The organism is Paracoccus yeei ATCC BAA-599 (assembly GCF_000622145.1).
In the GTDB taxonomy this organism is placed as follows: Bacteria; Pseudomonadota; Alphaproteobacteria; order Rhodobacterales; family Rhodobacteraceae; genus Paracoccus; species Paracoccus yeei.
Window position 1 is genome coordinate 19,260 of record NZ_JHWH01000008.1, and the last position, 17,462, is coordinate 36,721.

Sequence of the window (17,462 nt, forward strand, 5' to 3'; positions counted from 1 at the left end):
CAGGGAACAGGCGGTTCACACAGGGGTTGCGCGGTTGTCCGTCGGTTCGCCGGCGGTTCAGCCCCAAGCCAAAGGAATTCGCCGGTGACCGATTCATTTGCCTGTCTGCCTGCCACCCGTTCCCGTCTTTCCCAGAACTCTACGGCGACCGTCCTGCTGGCCGGAGGGCAGGGGTCCCGGCTGCATGAGCTGACGACGAACGAAAGCAAGCCCGCCGTGCCCTTTGCGGGCCGCAACCGGATCGTCGATTTCGTCATGGCCAATGTGGTGCGCTCGGGGCTGGAACGCCTGGTGGTCGCCACGCAATTCGCCCCTGCGACGCTGCATCGTCACCTGCTTGAGCGCTGGGGCCGCCATTTCCCGGCCGGAGGGATCGAACTGAGCGACGGGCGCGGGCTTTATCGCGGCATGGCCGACGCCGTGCGCTGCAACTGGTCCCGGATCGAGGCCTGCGGGCCGGACCACGTCCTGGTGCTGGCCGCCGATCATATCTATGACATGGACTATGGCGCGCTCGTGCAGGCCCACGAACGCTCGGGCGCCGCCGTCACCATCGCCGTCGACGTCGTTCCCCGACTCGACGCGCAGGGCTTTGGCGTGATGCAGGTCGATGACGGCGGGCGCGTCACCGCCTTCCTGGAAAAGCCTGCCGATCCGCCGGCCATGCCGGGTCAGTCCGACAGCGCGCTGGTGTCGATGGGGATCTATCTGTTCGACGCGGCCTGGTTGCGCGACCGCCTGAGCGGTCAGCCGGAGGCGCTGGATTTCGGCCACGATCTGATCCCCGAGGCCGTGGCCCGGGGCGAGGCCGCGGCCTTTCGCCTGCCCCCCGGCCCGTCGGGCGAAAGCTATTGGCGCGACGTGGGCACGCTGACGGCGCTGCGCTGCGCGCATCTGGATTTTCTGGACCGGGCACCCGCCCGGCTGCCGCAGGATGCGCCTCAGGCGGAATGGTCCCTGGGACGGGGCAGCATCATGATGCCCGGGGGCGTGGGTCCCCGCCTCGGCCCGGCTGGTCAACTGCATCGTCGCGCCCGGAACGCGCATCCCGCCGGGGCTGGTGGCGGGCGAGGACCCGGACGACGACCTGCCCTGGTTTCGCCGCGATGCACAGGGCACCACCCTTGTCACCCAGGCCATGCTGGACCGGCGCGAGGCGACGCGACGGCTGATGGCGCCGGTCGCCGTCCCGACCCGCCGCATCGTGGCTTGAACGGAGTGACAGGAATGCGCGACACCAACCGCCCCGCCGATTTCGATCTGGGCGCCGGCCGTTCCGATCTGCTGGGGGCCGAGTTCCTTGGCGAGGGCACGAACTTCGCCCTGTTCTCGGATCATGCGACCCGCGTCGAACTGTGCCTGTTCGACGAGACAGGCCAGCAGGAACTGCATCGCGTCGACCTGCCCGAGATGGAGGGCGGCGTCTGGTTCGGCTATCTGCCGGGCGTCATGCCGGGGCAGGTCTATGGCTATCGGGTGCATGGGCCCTATGCGCCCGAACAGGGCCACCGATTCAACCCGAACAAGCTGCTGCTGGACCCCTATGCCCGCGAATTGCGCGGCGCGATCCGCTGGGACGATGCGCTGCACGGCTATGTCGTGGGCCAGGACGACCTGAGCTTTGACGAACGCGACAGCGCGCCCTTCATGCCGAAAGGGGTGGTGGTCGATGCCGATTTCGACTGGGACAGCGACCGCGCGCTGCGCACGCCCTGGCAACAGGCCGTCATCTATGAAGCCCATGTCAAGGGGCTGACCCAACGCCTGTCCGCCGTCCCCGAGGCCGAGCGCGGCACGTTTCGCGGGCTGGCCAGCGATGCGGTGATCGACCACCTGCACCGGCTGGGCGTGACCACGCTGGAGCTGCTGCCGATCCACGCCTTTGCCAACGACCGCTATCTGGTCGAAAAGAACCTGTCGAACTACTGGGGTTATTCGACCCTGTCGTTCTTTGCGCCCCATGCCCCCTATCTGCAATCCGGCCAGATCCGCGAGATCAAGCAGGCGATCCGCCGCCTGCATGCCGCCGGGATCGAGGTGATCCTGGACGTGGTCTACAACCACACCTGCGAAGGCAACGAACTGGGCCAGACCCTGTCGTTCCGGGGCATCGACAACGCCTCGTACTATTTGCTCTCGCCCGACGATCCGCGCCACAGCTTCGACACCACCGGCACCGGCAACACGCTGAACGTGGCCCATCCGATGGTGTTGCGCATGGTCATGGACAGCCTGCGCTACTGGGTCCAGACCATGCATGTGGACGGGTTCCGCTTTGACCTGGCCTCGACGCTCGGGCGCGAGGCCGAGGGGTTCGAGCGCGACGGGTCGTTCTTCAACGCGATCCGGCAGGACCCGGTGCTGAACGGCATCAAGCTGATCGCCGAACCCTGGGACGTGGGCGACGGCGGCTATCAGGTGGGCGGCTATCGCTGGCCGTTCCGGGAATGGAACGACAAGTTCCGCGACGACGTGCGCGGATTCTGGCGGCGCGATCCGGGGTTGCTGCCGGCGCTGTCCGAGCGCCTGCTGGGTTCGCCCGTGCAGTTCAACCACAGCCACCGGCCCGCGACCTCCAGCGTGAACTTCGTCGCCGCACATGACGGCTTCACCCTGTGGGACACGGTCAGCTACAACGACAAGCACAACGAGGCCAATGGCGAGGACAACCGCGACGGCCACGACAACAATCTGTCCGACAACCTGGGGGCCGAGGGGCCCAGCGACGATCCCGGCATCCTGGCTGCGCGCCTGCGCCGGGTGCGGGCGATGCTGGCCACGATGCTTCTGTCCCAAGGCGTGCCGATGATCCTGGCGGGCGACGAACTGGGCCATTCCCAGCAGGGCAACAACAACGCCTATTGCCAGGACAACGAACTGTCCTGGATCGACTGGGACGCGGCCCGCCCCGAAATCCGCGATGCCGTGGCTGCCCTGACGGCCTTCCGCCAGGAAATCGGCCTAGCCCAGTCTCGCTTCGTTGCCGGAGAGGAAGGCCAGCCCACCGCCACCTGGCTGCACCCCGAGGGGCGCGAGATGACCGAAGGCGACTGGCAGGACGCCGAACTGCGCTGCATGGGCCTGGTGTTCACTCCGCCGGGCGGCGTGCCTGTCCTGCTGCTGGTCAACGCGGGCGATGATACAAGCTTTACCCTGCCTTCCGGCGACTGGGTGCGGCGCATCGATACCGCGGCCCCCGACATCGCCTGCAACGACACGGTGCAGGGCACCATCCCCTTGCCTTGGCAGGGCGTCGTCGCCCTGACCGGCGCATCCGTTCCCTAACCCCGAGGAGGAGAGACCATGGATCAGGAAGAAGACAGGATCCGCCAGCGCGCCCATCAGCTTTGGGAAGAGGAGGGGCGCCCCGAGGGCCGCGCCGAGGAGCATTGGAGCCGCGCCCGACAGGAGTTGCAGGGCGGGTCGGACCCGGCGCAATCCGACAGCACCGCCGAGGATCCGGCCGCTGCCGCATCGGCCGCCGCCGTCAGCGGCATCGACCTTGCCAGCGGCTCCGAACCCTCGCCCGACGAGGTCGAGCAGTCGATGCTCAAGGGCGACGACGGCCCGACCCCCTATCTGAACGCCGAAACGGGTCGCGCCAAGCGCGGCTGAGTCGGAACAGGAGCAAAGCCATGCCCGCCAAATCCAAGGCCCAGCAAAAGGCCGCAGGGGCCGCCCTGTCGGCCAAGCGCGGGGACACGCCCAAAAGCGAACTGCGCTGCGCGTCCAGGGAAATGGAGAAGTCCATGACCGAGCAGGAGCTGAAGGACATGGCCCATACCAAGCGCGAGGGCAAGCCCGAGCACAAGGGCGACTGACCGCTCAGGTCGCGGGCGGCAGCGTCATCGTAACCCGGGGCGGGGTCGTCCCGGGTGGCGTGTTGCGGTCCACAATGTCCTGCAGGCGGTGGGTTTCGTGGATTGTCCGCCATCCGGGTTTCGAAAAGGTGGCCGACGTGAACACGCATTCCGCCATCAAGGGATTGGTCAGCGCCTGCGAAAATGCATCCAGAGCCACCATTCGCCCGATCAGCGGCGGCACCGCCGAGCGGGGCGAGATGTCCTCGGCGAACAGTCCCACCATGAACTCGACCTGATCCACGTCGCCGTAAAGCGCCTGAAGTGCCTCGATCCGGCGCGGATCCCCGGTGATCTGGTCGAACCGCCTGACCCGACCATAGCCAAAGGCCTGCCGGTAGTCGTTATACGAGGCCAGCCGCTGGTCTCGGGATTGCTGCAGGGTGCTCGCCTCGACGGGGATCAGGAAATCGGGCGTGTTGAACAGCCCGATCTGGCGGGCGCGCTGGTTGCTTGCCGCCTGCATCATTGCATTCAGCCCATGCTGCACCAGCGGCTGGTGATTGAACAGCAGGTCAGTTGCCGGGATCTCCTGACCGGCTATAGCAAAGCGGTCCGGCGTCAGGCTGTGCCAGCGATAAAGCATGTTGAATTCCAAAGGAATCCAGTTCTGCCGGTTCCAGTACTTGCGCCAGCAGACGGCCGGATCGGCGGTCAGCTGGAAATGATAGGGCGAGATATGGTTGATGTATTCCTCGATCACGATCTTGATCAGCAGGACGATGGTCACGTTGCGCGCGGTCTGGAACACGCGCTCGTCGTCCCAGCCGCTGTGGGCCGTCTCGATCACGCCGGCCAGACGGTTGTGTTCGCGCAGGAACAGCGTGTTCAGCATGGCGGTATAGGGCGTGCTGTTCGCCCGCTCGCCCGCGAAGGCGAACAGGGTTGCCTTGACCGCCTCGTCCCGGTCCGGTGGCGCCTTGGATCGCCATTCGTCCAGACGCAGCGGCTTGCGCAGCGCGGCGAATTCGGCGCGAGGGTTGCCGGCGTCGTCGTAATACCGGGGCGCGAAGTCCTCGCCGTTGATCCGCTCGACCTTCAGCCGGCCGCGGCGCCCCCGTTCCTCGGAGCGCAGGCGCACCGCATCGGTTTCGGCCCGCGTCAGGCCGTAAAGCGGATTCAGGTCGATCTGGTGGCTGCTGTGGGTGCGGCGCCGGTCCACCGCGTCCGTCATCAGGAAGCCGTCGGTGAACCATTGCGCAAAGGACATGAAAAGGACGCTGCTGTCCTCGGACGGGACGCCGCCGCCCGGATCGGTCCGAAACAGCGCGACCACGTCGTCAAGCGGCGGGTCCGTGCGCAGGGGAACCTGCGGCAGGTGGCGCTTGTACCAGCCAAGGTCGGTCAGCATTTCCCACGAGGTGTATTCGGCGCTGCAACTGGCCGCGCTGTCTGCGCGCGCGGTCATCGCGCCGAAGGCCATGGGGCGGGCGGGCGCACGGCGCACGGCCATGTCTACGATCTTGTCGTTGGCCAGGCGCCGCAGCGGCGGCACTGCCATGACGCCGCGCCACAGCGCCGGAAAATGGCTTAGCGCATAGGCTTGCAGGCGGTTGCCCCAGCCATCGGCCGAGGTGTCGCGCGGGGGGTGAGGCCGGGCGGTGGCGGTCATGACGCGGCCTTCCCGCTGCTGGCGGCGCGCAGCGCCTGGCTGGCCGGATAGACCACGCGCCGCACGGCGTTGATCTCTCCGAGGGGACGATGCGCCGCCAGGGCGTGCCAGGGCGAAAAGCGCAGGCCCTCGCCCCGGACGCGGCGTTCGGGCGTATCGAACTCCTGCGGCGGAATGGTCAGCGTGCCGACGGTCACGAAGGGGGTGTCCCATTCGACGGTCGGGTTCTCGATCACCGCCGCATCGGCGTCCTGGCGCAGTTGCACCTGAAGGTCATAGACCACCGGCGACGCCTCGGGCGCCAGCCGCGCCACCATCCGCTCGCGCAGGTAATCGGGCGTGGCGCCGGGGCTGTCGTCCGGGGCGGGCACGCGCGGCACCGCGCGATAGCGGCAGGCGGTGGCGGGGTCCGGTCCCAGCGCATAGGGCACCTGTCCCCAATAGGTCGCCGACAGCGGGTCGGCCTGGATGTGCTGCGCGAATGACGTCAGCACGGCAACATCCTCGGGGTGGGTCTGGTGAAGATAGGCCAGGAACTCCGCCTTCCTGTCGGCAGCGACCAGAGCCATGAAGCGGGCATAATCCGCCGCGTTGCGAATGAAGAACACCGGGTTGTCCACCAGGATGAAATCCTGTTCGCCCTCGGGCGCCTCGGGCATGGCCTTTTCGCCCGCAACGCCCAGCAGCTTGATCGCCATGCCATGCGCATCCGGCTTGCGGTCGTCCCTTTCCCTGCCGTTGGAAAGGCGCACCAGCGCGTCGAACCGGGCGGGCCGGGCGAACAGGCCCTGGTCCAGCGGCGGCGGCAGCGGCAGGACCTCGAACAGGGCGGCGACGCAGCCGTGCATCTTGGGATGCTGCCCGCGCAAATGCGGGGCCGTGGCTTGCATGATCTGGATCTGGATATCGGCGACGGTCTGGGCATCTTGCTGGATCACGGCGGGCCTCGTGCCTGGCGGGGGAAGGGTCAAAGGGTCTTGAGGTATTCCATCAGCATCTCGAACTCGGCCGCATGGGCGGGGTCGGACCAGTCGAGCCGGTGCAGGCGGCCGTCGATCATCAGGTCGGTGTCGTGGCCGCCGTTGCCCAGCCCGTCCCGCCCCGTGTCGTGGACCCACAGCGTCGGATGACGCGGCGCCAGCCGCTCGCGCTGGTCGGGCTGCCAGACCCAGCCCATGCCCGCGCCATCATAGGCGATGGCGCCGCGCAGGAAGCGCGCGGGCCTTGTCGCGGGCTGCAAAAGCTGCGCCAGCGTCGGGACCGATCCGTTGTGCAGATAGGGCGCGCGCAGCCAGATCCCGTCCAGCGGCGGGGCCAGGTAGCCCTGGTTCGCCGGCCGGACCGTGTCGCGCAGAACGCGGTAATCGGGCATGGCGCAGGGCGCCACGCGGCGGCCCAGCCGGTCCTGATAGTGGAAATCCGGGTCGTGGCAGGCGGCGCGGAACCCCTGCAACAGCACCTGGCTGGCGGCAGCGTTCAGCACGCGGGCGCGGTTCGCATCGGTGCCGATCTGGGGATAGCGGCTGTCGTTGCGCGGCCGGTGGCAGGTGCCGCAGTTCCGGGCAAAGATCGCCTCGCCCTGCGCAGCCTTGGGCAGGTCCACGTCAAAGGGCCAGGGCGGCGAGGGCAGGGTGGTCAGGTATTCCCCGGCCAGCGCGGCGTTCCACAGGTCCAGCCTGCCGGGCTTGCCGACGATGGGCAACTGGGCCGCGATGTTGCGCCAGAATCGGTCCAGCACGCTGCCGTCCCATTGCCCGGTCGTGCGGTCCGCCTGGTTCCAGACCGCCGGCATGTCCGTCACCGTGGCAAAGCGCGGCAGCGCTTCGGGCAGGGGGTCGGCCTGCAGGGCGTCAAGCCGGTCGGCCGCCTGCGCGGCCAGCAGGTCTGCCAGAAGATCGCCGCTGCCGTCCGACTGGCCGGCGCTTTCGCCGGCAAGGCCGGGCGAATCCGGGTGGCCATAGCTTGACCCCGCGCGTTGTTGCAGCGCGACGGCCGCCGCCCGAATCTCGCTGCCTTTGGCTAAGGCGGACAGGATCTGCGGGGCCGCGGCGGCAAAGATGGCGCGCTGCCCCGCGTCCACGGGGGCCACGCGGTCCTCGGGGATGCCGGGCAGTCCCCGGGCAAAGAAACCGGCGGGCTTGGCGGCGACCAGCGTCAGAAGCCGGCGGGTGGTCTCGCCCGGCTTGTCCCGGGTGCCGATCTGTTCGTCGGACAGATAGTCCTGGCGCAGCGCGCTGAAGGCGGCCCGCCACTTGCGCACGTCGAACCGGGTGTTCGGCGCGCCGTCATAGACGATGCGGCGGCCGTCGATCTCGGCCTCTCCGCTGTGGCAGGCGCCGCAGGCCAGCGTGACGAACAGCGGCTTTCCCTTTGCGCCATAGTCGATTTCGCCCAGGGGCCGCCCCTGGTCGTCCAGGGGGCGGCCGTCCCCCGCGACCCCCAGGCCGCGCGGCAGGATGCGGTCGGGAATGTCCGGGTCGGGAAACAGGCCGAAACCGGAAAAGAAGTCCTCGGGCCGGCCCCAGATTTCAGGGGCGAGGTCGGGCAGCACCTTCAGCAGGACCAGGGGAACGCCTTCGAACCCGTTCGCCGCATTGGCAAACCAGGCGCGTCCCACGGGGTCGGCGGCCCGCGCCTCGGCGATCCGCTGGTTGCAGGCGGCGCGGATCTGGGGCCAGCGCAGGTCGGGGTTGCGGGCCAGCGCATGGGCCAGTGCCTCGCGCGCCTCGCAAGGGGGGGTGTCGTTTTCGGGCTGGGCCGCCACCGGGCCAGCCAGCAGGACCGCGATGGCCAGGCCGGCCGCAAGGCAAGATGCTTTCCCCGTGCGCATGGAACCGTTCCGAACAAGGGTCAAATTGTCGGCCAGCCTGCCCGGCCGGCCGACGGATACTGAGTAAGGCTGGGAAGAAGCGTAACCGTTGAAGAAGGATCGGCAAAGCACTTGCTGAATGAAATCGGGCCGTGACCATACCCTAGCGCGGCCGTCCCCTGTCCCGCATCACCAGTTCGGGGGATTTTTGCTCTGCAACGGGCGCCGACGCTTTTCTTTTGCAAGGACCGCGAACTGGACTACCATAGGGGGCCGGGCGGATAGGGATCGGCGATGCAAGAGCCCGACGAACAGGTCATCCTGGACATCTACGACACCGTGCTGGACGCCGGTCGGTGGCCTGGGGTGCTTGACCGGATCGCGCGGGCCGTGGGCGCGCGGGGCTGCATCATCTTTGAACTGGACGAGGCCGATCCGCGCGCACGTCAACTGCGGGCGCCCCATTTCTCGGCCGCCTACGACCCGGTGCTGGTCGATGGCTACATCCATCGCTTTGCCGAGGAGGAGTTCGCCGACCAGGAGATCATCGCCCGCCATTCCGCGCGCGGCGACCGGATCGAGATCGTGGGCGACGATGTCCTGGCGCCCGAGCACAGCGCCCTGGCCCTGCGACCCAATGCGCAAGAGATGGCCCGGCACGGCGTCCATTACCGGGCCGGCGCCGTCCTGAACAAGGACGACCTGTCGCGCGACCGCTTCTCGGTCCAGTTCTCGCGCCGGCACGGGCCGATGAGCGGGGCCGAGCGCGCGGCCCTGGCCACGATCCTGCCCCATGTCGCCAAGGCCCTGCACCTGGGCCGTCCGCTGCGTCAGTTGAGCACCGCCTATGCGGGCCTGGCCGAAGCCATGGACCGGCTGCGCATCGGCGTCTGCCTGATCCGAGGCGATCGCCAGATCATCTGCGAGAACGTCGAATTCGCCCGCCAGCGCGAAGCGGCGGGGGTGTTCTTTCGCGATGGGGCGGGGCGGCTGGAGATGCGGGCCGCGCCCGACCGGCAATGGCTGCACGCGATGACGGCGGATGCGCGCGACCACGGCCGCTGCGGCGCCCGGCCCCGGAAAGAGGCGCTTGGCGGGCGTCAGGCCAGTTGCGGGCGGCTTGCGGTGGAAATCTCTCCGCTGACTTCGGCCGATGCCTTTGGCGAGCGGCGGCTGGACGGCTATGCGATCTACAGCCTGGATACCGGGCGGGAGCTGCCGCTGGACCTGGACCTGCTGGCCAAGGTGCTGACGCTGACGCAATCGGAAACCCGACTGGTCGGGCTGCTGGCCGAGGGGCTGACCAACCGCCAGATCTCGGACCGGCGCAACCGCTCGGTCGAGACGATCAATTCGCAGGTCAAGTCGCTGCTCGCCAAGGCCGATTGCGCGAATCGGACGCAGCTGATCCGGCTGGCGTCCAGCATCGGCGCCAGCTTTGTGATGGACCCGCTGGACTAGGCCGCCGCCGCGATCCGCATGGCCTGGCCGTCGATCTGCCGGGGCGACAGCACGCCGCGGTCTGCAAGCGTGCGCGATTCCGCTGCGGCCTCGACGATCTGGTAGCAGGCCGCGAGCACATCGTCGAAGGCACGCGACGCATCGGCCCCCAGCTGTTCGCGGATCAGGTCGGACGCCTCGGCCGAGGCGCCCCCCAGGTCGTGCAGCGCATTGCGCAGGTCTGCGATCAGGTCGTTCGGAATTCTTGCCATGCTGAGCCCCCATTCTGTTTGCGACAGAACACCAGGATGCCCGGCGGGGTTCACCGCTCGCAATTATTTCAACGCGGGCGCCCGCACCGCTCCGAAACGGCGGAAGATCCCGGCCATGGCGAAGCCTGCGAGGACCGTGGCAAGCCCGCCTTGCAGATGCGCGCCGAAGCCATGCCCAGCGGTGCCCGCCTCGGCCGCCAGCAGGAAGCACATGTTGGCGTCCAGTCCCAGCGGGGCGGTGCGGGGATGGCTGCGCAGGCTGGCGCCCGCCGCGATGAAGGGCAGCGCCAGCCACAGCGCGGTTCCCGCCGGATCGGGCAGCGCCATGTCAAGCGCCCGATAGGCCAGCGCGGCCAGCACCCCCACGGCGGCCCCGGGCGGCATATAGGCCAGGATCGGCGCGGGGTTGCGCGAGGTTCCCAGAATCAGGCTGAAGATCGTCAGGGACAGGGCTGCCGCGATCCCCGCAGGTCCGCCCACCGCATGCAGGATCGCCCCGCCCGCCAAGGCGGCCGCTGCGGCGATCAGCCCCTGGCGGATCACATCGCCCAGCGGCGGGACGGTGCGCGGCGGCAGCGGGCCGCTGCGATGGGGGGTGAACAGGAAGGTGATGACCGTCACCGCGACGACACCGATCAGCGTGCACCAGATCCGGTCCAGCGCCAGATGGGCCGCATCGACCGGATGATCCATCGCCGGCACCACCAGCACCACCGCCAGCGTGATCGCGGCCAGGATCACGCCATAGCTGTAGACCGTGCCGATCCAGAAGGCGACCGAGGCCCCGAGCCCGACCCCCAGCGCAAGGACCGCGACCCGGGCCGCGTCGCCCGGCACCGACATCAGCACAAGCCAGCCGATCCATGCGCCGAATGCCGTTCCCAAAACCCGCAGCACGGCGCGCAGCAGCAGGTCCTGCCGGTTCGGCTGGGCCACGACCCAGACCGGCATGGCCGCCCAGAACGGGTTCTGCAGCCCAAGCTGCACCGCAAGGATCAACGAGATCGCCGCGGCCGCGAAAAGCTGCAGGGCCCGCGCGGTCCAGGGAGAGGATGGGTTCATGGCCGGCCCGATGGCAAGGATTTGGCTGGGTTCTGCGCCAGCAGGCCCCGGAATGCAATCGCGCTGCCCCGCGTTTCAGCCGAAATGCGCCGCCATCCGGTCCGGCGGGACGCCGTTCGCGATCAGCGCCGCCAGCAGGATGCGGGCCTGTCCGGGGCGCAGGATGCGGGCGTGAATGGCCCCGGCCCGCATCAGGTCGTGGCCGCCGCCGCCGCCGCCATAGGCAGGGGTCAGAACCCCCTCCGGCACCCGGCTGGAGACGACCACGGGCACGCCGGCCGCATGGGCGCGGGCGACCGCCTCGGCCACGGGGGCCGAGGCATTGCCCGATCCCAGCGCGACAAGCACGATCCCTTGCGCCCCGGCGGCCAGGCTGGCGTCCAGATGCAGCGCGTCCGCGCCGGGATGGATCGCGACCAGATCGACGCGCTGCGGCCCCAGCGACGCGGGCAGGTGCGGCACCGGATGGTCGCCCGGCACCGCCAGGCGAAAGGCGTCGGCCCGGTCGGACGCGGCCTTGTAAAGCCCCCAGACCGGCAACAGCCGGCCGCCGAAGGCCAGCCGCACGCCCGCCGGCCCCGCCAGCACCGCGCGCAGGGCATCGGCCAGGTTGCCGGGCCCGTCGGGCCGGTCGCTGTCGGCGGAAAACTGCGCCCCGGTCAGCACGACCGGGCCGCGCGCACCATGCTGCAGGGCGATCAGCAGCGCGGTTTCCTCCATCGCGTCGGTGCCGTGCAGGACCACGACGCCCGCGACCGCAGGATCGGCCAGGGCCGCGCCCACCGCGTCGCTGATCGCCTGCATGTCGGCCAGCGTCAGGGCAGAGCTGTCCTTGGCGGGCAGTTCCACCGCGCGCAGGCGCAGGTCCAGGGGTGGCAGCAGGTCCAGCAGGTCCTGCCCGCGCAGCACGGGTTGGGCGGCCCCGCTTGCGTCCTTGCGGCTGGCGATGGTGCCCCCGGTCGCTATGACCGCGACCAGGGGCTTGCCGGCATCTGCGGTCACTGGCCCGCCTCGCTTGCGGCGGCGATGGCCGCGATGCGGCCCCGCGCCAGATGCCAGCCCAGGATCAGCGCCGGCACGATCACCAGAAGCGAGGCGACGGTCCAGGTTCCGACCGGATAGTCGAAGGCCATCAGCACCACGACTCCCAGCAGGAAGGCCAGCGTCAGGATGCCGGTGAAGGGCGCGCCGAACATGCGGAACTCGGGGCGCTGGATCAGGCCCTGGCGCGACAGGTGCCACAACTTCAGCTGGCACAGGACGATGGTGCCCCAGGCGCAGATCAGGCCAAGCGCGGCCACGTTGATCGCGATCTCGAAGGCATCCGAGGGCATGAAGGCGTTCAGCACCACCCCCAGCACGGTGACGGCCGCCGTGACGCCGATCCCCATATAGGGCACGCCCGCCTTGTTCATCCGCGCCAGCGCCGCCGGGGCCGAGCCCGAGATCGCCATGGAATGCAGGATGCGGCCCGTCGAATAAAGCCCCGCGTTCAGCGACGACAGCACGGCGGTCAGCACGACCAGGTTCATCACGATATCCGCGCCCTCGACGCCGATGGCGCCGAAGAAGGTGACGAAGGGGCTCTCGCCCGCCTTGTAGGCGGTATAAGGCAGCAGCAGCGACAGCAGCAGGACCGAGCCGACATAGAACACCACCAGCCGCAGCACGACGGTGCGGATGGCGCGCGGCATGACCTTGCGCGGGTCTTCGGTCTCGCCCGCGGCGGTGCCGATCAGCTCGATCGAGGCATAGGCAAAGACCACCCCCTGCGTCAGCACCAGCGCCGGCAGGATGCCATGCGGGAACAGGCCGCCGCCTTCGGAAATCAGGTGGATGCCGGGGGTGTGGCCGGCGATGGGCGTGCCGGTCGCGACGAACCAGATGCCGACCAGCAGAAAGCCCACCAGCGCCAGCACCTTGATCAGGCTGAACCAGAATTCAAGCTCGCCAAAGACCTTGACCGACAGCATGTTCATCGCCAGCACGACGACCAGTGCGCCCAGGGCGAACATCCACTGGTCGACGCCCGCGAGCCAGGGCACATAGGCCTTGAAGAAGTTCATGTAGACCGCCACCGCCGTCACATCGGCGACCGAGGTCATGGCCCAGTTGATCCAGTACATCCAGCCCGCCGCGAAGGCGAGCTTTTCGCCATAGAATTCCCTGGCATAGCTGACGAATGACCCCGAACTGGGCCGATGCATGATCAGCTCGCCCAGGGCGCGCAGGACCAGAAAGCCGAAAAAGCCGCAAAGCGCATAGACCAGAACCAGCGAGGGCCCGGCGACGGCCAGCCGCCCGCCCGCGCCCAGGAAAAGCCCGGTGCCGATCGCGCCGCCGATGGCGATCATCTGGATCTGGCGCGGCTTGAGTTCCTTGTGAAAGCCCGCCTCCTCGGCGGCAAAGACATGCCCTTCGGCGGATGTCGAATGATGGTGCTGCAAGATGATCTCCGTCCCCTTGACGATCCCGGCTCTTGGGCCTCCTCGCCCGCAAGCTGCTAAGCTGTATGACAGATCGGGCGGATAGGGTGCGGAATGCCCCGGCGTCAAGGAAAAAACGCCCCCTCCGGCCGGACCGAGGGGGCGCGATTTTCGGCGTTTTTCCAGAAGTCCGGGGCAAGCGGTTGCGCCGGAAGGGAAAAGCGGCGGGCCCTACACCCGCTCCAGTGCCACGGCGATGCCCTGGCCGACGCCGATGCACATGGTCGAGAGCGACCGCTTGCCGCCGGTCCGCGCCAGTTCCAGCGCCGCCGTGCCGGTGATGCGGGCGCCGGACATGCCCAAGGGATGCCCCAGAGCGATGGCGCCGCCGTTCGGATTGACGCGCGGGTCGTCGTCGGCGATGCCCAGTTGGCGCAGCGTGGCCAGACCCTGGGCGGCAAAGGCCTCATTGAGTTCGATCACGTCGAAATCGGCGGCAGTCAGGCCCAGCCGGTCCATCAGCTTCTGGCTTGCCGGCGCCGGACCGATGCCCATGATGCGCGGGGCCACCCCGGCCGTCGCCCCGCCCAGAATGCGGGCGATGGGGGTCAGGCCGTGCCGTTTCGCCGCCGCCTCGGTCGCCAGGATCAGCGCCGCCGCCCCGTCGTTCACGCCCGAGGCATTGCCGGCGGTGACCGAGCCGCCCTCGAACAGCGGCTTCAGCTTGGCCAGCGCCTCGGGCGTGGTGGCCCGGGGATGTTCGTCGGTGTCCACGACGACCGGCTCGCCCTTGCGCTGGGGGATCGTGACCGGGGTGATCTCCTGCGCCAGCCGGCCATTGGCGATGGCGGCCGCCGCCTTGGCCTGGCTGGCCAGCGCCATCGCGTCCTGCGCCTCACGCGAGATGCCATAGTCGTCGGCGACGTTCTGGCCGGTCTGCGGCATGGAATCGACGCCGTACTGCTTTTTCATAGCCGGGTTGACGAAGCGCCAGCCGATGGTGGTGTCGTGGATCTCGGCATGGCGCGAGAAGGCGGTTTCCGCCTTGGGCAGCACGAAGGGCGCGCGTGACATCGACTCGACGCCGCCGGCGATCATCAGATCGGCCTCTCCGGCGGCGATCTGGCGGGCGGCTGTCAGCACCGCGTCCATTCCCGAGCCGCAGAGCCGGTTGATCGTGGTCCCCGTCACCTCGATCGGCAGGCCCGCCAGCAGCAGCGACATGCGGGCGACGTTGCGGTTGTCCTCGCCCGCCTGGTTGGCGCAGCCATAGACCACGTCGCCGACAGCCTGCCAGTCGAGGTTCGCGTGCCGCGCCATCAGCGCGCGCAAGGGGATCGCGCCCAGGTCGTCGGCCCGCACCGAGGCCAATGCGCCGCCAAAGCGTCCGATTGGGGTTCGGATATAGTCGCAGATGAAAACGTCGGTCATGTCACAGCTCCGGCACGGTCAGCTCGGCGACGGCGCCGTCCACATGCAGCGTGGCGCCGGTCAGGGATTGCAACTCGTCCATCGAGATCGAGGACAGCTTCTCGCGCAGCACGAAATGGCCGTCCTGAACATCGACGACAGCCAGCGAGGTATAGACCCGCGTCACGCAGCCGACGCCGGTCAGGGGCAGGGTGCAGGCGTCCAGAAGCTTTGGCTTGCCGTCCTTGGTCACATGTTCGGTGATGACGGCGACGCGCTTGGCGCCGTGAACCAGGTCCATCGCGCCGCCGACCGCCGGGACGCCCTTGGGCCCGGTCGACCAGTTCGCCAGGTCGCCGTTCTGCGCGACCTGATAGGCGCCCAGGATTGCCACGTCCAGATGGCCGCCGCGCACCATGGCAAAGCTGTCGGCATGGTGGAAGAAGGCGGTCCCCGGCTTGATCGTCACGGCCTTCTTGCCGGCGTTGATCAGGTCCCAGTCCTCATCCCCCGGGGCTGGTGCTTCGCCAAAGCCCAGGATGCCGTTTTCGGTGTGAAAGATCGCCTGCCGGCCGGGCGGCTGGAATTTCGCCACCATCTCGGGAAAGCCGATGCCCAGGTTCACATAGGCGCCATCCTGGATGTCCTGCGCCGCGCGCCAGGCAATCTGGGTCGAGGTCAGTTTCTGAGTCATGCTGCGGTCTCCGGATAGACGGCATTGGCGCGGTTCAGGTCCTCTTCCTGCGCCGGGTTTTCGACCTCGACCAGGCCCTGGACAAAGATGCCGGGGGTGACGACGGCCTCGGGGTCGATGGCGCCGGGCTGGACCAGTTCGCGCACCTGCACGATGGTGGTCGCGGTGGCCAAGGCCATCAGCGGGCCGAAGTTGCGCGCCGCCATGCGAAAGGTCAGGTTGCCGAGGGTGTCGCCGCGCTCGGCCTTGATCAGGGCGACATCGGCCTTGAGCCAGCGTTCCCGGACATAGGGGCGGCCGTCGAATTCCTCGACCGGCTTGCCCTTGGCCAGATCGGTGCCATAGCTGGTCGGGGTGTAGAAGGCCGGGATGCCCGCGCCGCCGGCCCGGATGCGTTCGGCCAGCGTGCCCTGCGGGACCAGCTCGAGCTCGATCTTTCCGGCCAGGTAAAGTTCGGTAAAGACGCGCGGATCGGCGGACCGCGGGAAGGAACAGATCAGCTTGGCGACCATGCCCTGTTCGATCAGCGCGGCCAAGCCGACGTGGCCATTGCCCGCATTGTTGTTCACGACCGTCAGGTTCTTCGGATGCCCGGTGGCGAGGAAGCGGTCGATCAGGGCGTGGATCAGTTCGATCGGCGCGCCCGAGCCGCCGAACCCGCCGATCATCACGGTCATCCCGTCTTCGATCCCGGCCACCGCCGCGGCCAGATCGGGAAGCGTCTTGTCCATGCTCATCCTCCGTGAATGGGACAGCTTGCGGGTGCCGGGCTACACCCAGCCACGGGCTTCCGTAAACCGGGATTGTGCGATATGATAGATTTGTTCGCATATCGCACATGGCTGGCCGGGGATCATGAGTTTCAACGAGCGCGACATGATGGGCGGGCTGGCCAAGGGCTTGCGGGTGATCGAGACCTTCACCGCCGACTGCCCACGCCAGTCCATCGGCGCGGTTTCGGCCGCTTCGGGGCTGGACCGGGCGACGGCGCGGCGCTGCTTGCTGACGCTGGCCCATCACGGCTATGCGGATTACGACGGCAAGTTCTTTACCCTGACGCCGCGCATCCTGCGGCTGGGGACGGCCTGCCTTGCGACCATGCCGCTGCCGCAGATCGTCCAGCCCTGGCTGGACCGCCTGTCCGAAGAGATCGGGGAAAGCAGCTCCGTCTCGATCCTTGACGGGGCCGAGATCGTCTATGTGGCGCGCGCGGCGCAGCAGAAGGTCATGTCGATTTCGCTGATGGCAGGGTCGCGTCTGCCAGCCTATTGCACCTCGATGGGCCGCGTCCTGCTGGCGGCCTTGCCCGAGCCCGATCTGCTGGCCTTGCTGGCCGGCGCGCCCTTTCCCGCGCGCACGCCCCATACCCTGACCAATGCCGAGGCCCTGTTCGACGAGATTGCCCGTGTCCGTCGCGATGGCCACGCCATCATCGACCAGGAGGTCGAGATCGGCCTGCGCTCCATTGCGGTGCCGCTTCTGAACGCACGCGGCAGGGTGGTCGCCGCGCTGAACATCGGCCTTGCCGCCGCCCATGCCACGGTCGAGGAACTGCCCGTCCGCTTCCTGCCCCACCTGCAGCGCATCCAGGGCGAGCTGCGCGGGCTGCTGCGTTAGGTCGGGGCATCTGGGTGCGCGGCAGCTTGGCGGTCGTGATGCCAACAATTCATGCCGAAGTGATTCGAAGTAGCCCGTAAAGCATGCGTTCAGATTGCTGACCACACATGCTGCACAGGGGAATATTCAGCGAGCAAGACGATATCTAGAGCGTTGTAGAGAACGAAAAATTAAATTTGCCTAATATGCATGATTGCGATGCGGCAAGGCAACGGCAGTGACCTCTTATTTGATTTGCCTGCCTTTCAAGCACTAATATG

15 protein-coding genes and 1 pseudogene are annotated in these 17,462 nt (G+C 68.3%); 6 read left to right on the top strand and 10 right to left on the bottom strand.

Features of this window, described 5'->3' with window-relative positions:
• Positions 1 to 84 precede the first annotated feature (84 nt).
• From BU28_RS24480 to BU28_RS0105320, 4 genes and pseudogenes are all read left to right on the top strand, one after another.
• Positions 85 to 843: pseudogene (locus tag BU28_RS24480) on the top strand (sugar phosphate nucleotidyltransferase); the annotation flags it as partial.
• Between the two features lie 384 nt (positions 844 to 1,227).
• Complete coding sequence (glgX, locus tag BU28_RS0105310) at positions 1,228 to 3,285, top strand: glycogen debranching protein GlgX (RefSeq protein ID WP_028718547.1); 2,058 nt, start codon at positions 1,228 to 1,230, stop codon at positions 3,283 to 3,285.
• A gap of 18 nt (positions 3,286 to 3,303) precedes the next feature.
• A complete protein-coding gene (locus BU28_RS22065) occupies positions 3,304 to 3,615 on the top strand; it encodes a DUF2934 domain-containing protein (protein WP_036762057.1) in 312 nt (103 codons plus the stop codon).
• A gap of 20 nt (positions 3,616 to 3,635) precedes the next feature.
• Positions 3,636 to 3,821, top strand: a complete 186-nt coding sequence (locus tag BU28_RS0105320; protein ID WP_028718548.1) for a DUF3008 family protein — start codon at positions 3,636 to 3,638, stop codon at positions 3,819 to 3,821.
• A 4-nt stretch (positions 3,822 to 3,825) separates the two neighbouring features.
• Here BU28_RS0105320 and BU28_RS0105325 read toward each other — a convergent pair whose 3' ends face one another.
• From BU28_RS0105325 to BU28_RS25250, 3 genes are read right to left on the bottom strand one after another with little or no spacing between them, the layout of a single operon-like run.
• Positions 3,826 to 5,472: a peroxidase family protein gene (locus BU28_RS0105325; protein WP_028718549.1), complete on the bottom strand. Its 1,647-nt coding sequence runs from the start codon at positions 5,470 to 5,472 to the stop codon at positions 3,826 to 3,828.
• The gene (locus tag BU28_RS22070) at positions 5,469 to 6,410 is read right to left on the bottom strand and encodes a catalase family protein (protein ID WP_051577769.1); all 942 of its coding nucleotides are present in this window, start codon (positions 6,408 to 6,410) and stop codon (positions 5,469 to 5,471) included. Before BU28_RS22070 ends, BU28_RS0105325 begins: the two co-directional genes overlap by 4 nt.
• 29 nt (positions 6,411 to 6,439) lie before the next feature.
• Entirely contained in the window at positions 6,440 to 8,302 is a 1,863-nt protein-coding gene (locus tag BU28_RS25250) for a c-type cytochrome (protein WP_028718550.1), read from the bottom strand.
• A gap of 273 nt (positions 8,303 to 8,575) precedes the next feature.
• Between BU28_RS25250 and BU28_RS0105340 the strand changes: the two genes are divergently transcribed.
• A complete protein-coding gene (locus BU28_RS0105340) occupies positions 8,576 to 9,742 on the top strand; it encodes a helix-turn-helix transcriptional regulator (protein WP_028718551.1) in 1,167 nt (388 codons plus the stop codon).
• Here the strand turns inward: BU28_RS0105340 and BU28_RS0105345 are convergent.
• The 7 genes from BU28_RS0105345 to BU28_RS0105375 all read right to left on the bottom strand — a co-directional run bounded on the left by BU28_RS0105345 (position 9,739) and on the right by BU28_RS0105375 (position 16,316).
• On the bottom strand, positions 9,739 to 9,993 hold the full coding sequence (locus BU28_RS0105345; protein WP_028718552.1) for a hypothetical protein: 255 nt from the start codon (positions 9,991 to 9,993) through the stop codon (positions 9,739 to 9,741). The genes BU28_RS0105340 and BU28_RS0105345 overlap by 4 nt on opposite strands.
• 63 nt (positions 9,994 to 10,056) lie before the next feature.
• The gene (locus tag BU28_RS0105350) at positions 10,057 to 11,055 is read right to left on the bottom strand and encodes an FUSC family protein (RefSeq protein ID WP_028718553.1); all 999 of its coding nucleotides are present in this window, start codon (positions 11,053 to 11,055) and stop codon (positions 10,057 to 10,059) included.
• A 75-nt stretch (positions 11,056 to 11,130) separates the two neighbouring features.
• Positions 11,131 to 12,057 carry an asparaginase domain-containing protein gene (locus tag BU28_RS0105355; protein ID WP_028718554.1) on the bottom strand — a complete coding sequence of 309 codons (927 nt, stop codon included), beginning with the start codon at positions 12,055 to 12,057 and terminating at the stop codon, positions 11,131 to 11,133.
• Positions 12,054 to 13,502, bottom strand: a complete 1,449-nt coding sequence (locus BU28_RS0105360) for an amino acid permease (protein WP_036762059.1) — start codon at positions 13,500 to 13,502, stop codon at positions 12,054 to 12,056. Before BU28_RS0105360 ends, BU28_RS0105355 begins: the two co-directional genes overlap by 4 nt.
• A gap of 210 nt (positions 13,503 to 13,712) precedes the next feature.
• On the bottom strand, positions 13,713 to 14,912 hold the full coding sequence (pcaF, locus tag BU28_RS0105365; protein ID WP_028718556.1) for a 3-oxoadipyl-CoA thiolase: 1,200 nt from the start codon (positions 14,910 to 14,912) through the stop codon (positions 13,713 to 13,715).
• Position 14,913: 1 nt separating this feature from the next.
• Complete coding sequence (locus BU28_RS0105370) at positions 14,914 to 15,585, bottom strand: 3-oxoacid CoA-transferase subunit B (RefSeq protein ID WP_028718557.1); 672 nt, start codon at positions 15,583 to 15,585, stop codon at positions 14,914 to 14,916.
• Positions 15,582 to 16,316: a 3-oxoacid CoA-transferase subunit A gene (locus BU28_RS0105375; protein ID WP_028718558.1), complete on the bottom strand. Its 735-nt coding sequence runs from the start codon at positions 16,314 to 16,316 to the stop codon at positions 15,582 to 15,584. Before BU28_RS0105375 ends, BU28_RS0105370 begins: the two co-directional genes overlap by 4 nt.
• Positions 16,317 to 16,440: 124 nt before the next feature.
• On the opposite strand from BU28_RS0105375, the gene BU28_RS0105380 reads away from it, so the two are divergent.
• The gene (locus BU28_RS0105380) at positions 16,441 to 17,202 is read left to right on the top strand and encodes an IclR family transcriptional regulator (protein WP_028718559.1); all 762 of its coding nucleotides are present in this window, start codon (positions 16,441 to 16,443) and stop codon (positions 17,200 to 17,202) included.
• The last annotated feature ends 260 nt before the right edge of the window (positions 17,203 to 17,462 follow it).

Excerpts from the sequence above, each read along its gene's own strand:
- BU28_RS0105340 (WP_028718551.1), top strand. The coding sequence starts at position 8,576 with ATGCAAGAGCCCGACGAACAGGTCATCCTGGACATCTACGACACCGTG.
- BU28_RS25250 (WP_028718550.1), bottom strand. The coding sequence starts at position 8,302 with ATGCGCACGGGGAAAGCATCTTGCCTTGCGGCCGGCCTGGCCATCGCG.
- BU28_RS0105320 (WP_028718548.1), top strand. The coding sequence starts at position 3,636 with ATGCCCGCCAAATCCAAGGCCCAGCAAAAGGCCGCAGGGGCCGCCCTG.
- BU28_RS0105380 (WP_028718559.1), top strand. The coding sequence starts at position 16,441 with ATGAGTTTCAACGAGCGCGACATGATGGGCGGGCTGGCCAAGGGCTTG.
- BU28_RS0105370 (WP_028718557.1), bottom strand. The coding sequence starts at position 15,585 with ATGACTCAGAAACTGACCTCGACCCAGATTGCCTGGCGCGCGGCGCAG.
- glgX (WP_028718547.1), top strand. The coding sequence starts at position 1,228 with ATGCGCGACACCAACCGCCCCGCCGATTTCGATCTGGGCGCCGGCCGT.
- pcaF (WP_028718556.1), bottom strand. The coding sequence starts at position 14,912 with ATGACCGACGTTTTCATCTGCGACTATATCCGAACCCCAATCGGACGC.
- BU28_RS0105375 (WP_028718558.1), bottom strand. The coding sequence starts at position 16,316 with ATGGACAAGACGCTTCCCGATCTGGCCGCGGCGGTGGCCGGGATCGAA.
- BU28_RS22065 (WP_036762057.1), top strand. The coding sequence starts at position 3,304 with ATGGATCAGGAAGAAGACAGGATCCGCCAGCGCGCCCATCAGCTTTGG.
- BU28_RS0105345 (WP_028718552.1), bottom strand. The coding sequence starts at position 9,993 with ATGGCAAGAATTCCGAACGACCTGATCGCAGACCTGCGCAATGCGCTG.
- BU28_RS0105350 (WP_028718553.1), bottom strand. The coding sequence starts at position 11,055 with ATGAACCCATCCTCTCCCTGGACCGCGCGGGCCCTGCAGCTTTTCGCG.
- BU28_RS0105325 (WP_028718549.1), bottom strand. The coding sequence starts at position 5,472 with ATGACCGCCACCGCCCGGCCTCACCCCCCGCGCGACACCTCGGCCGAT.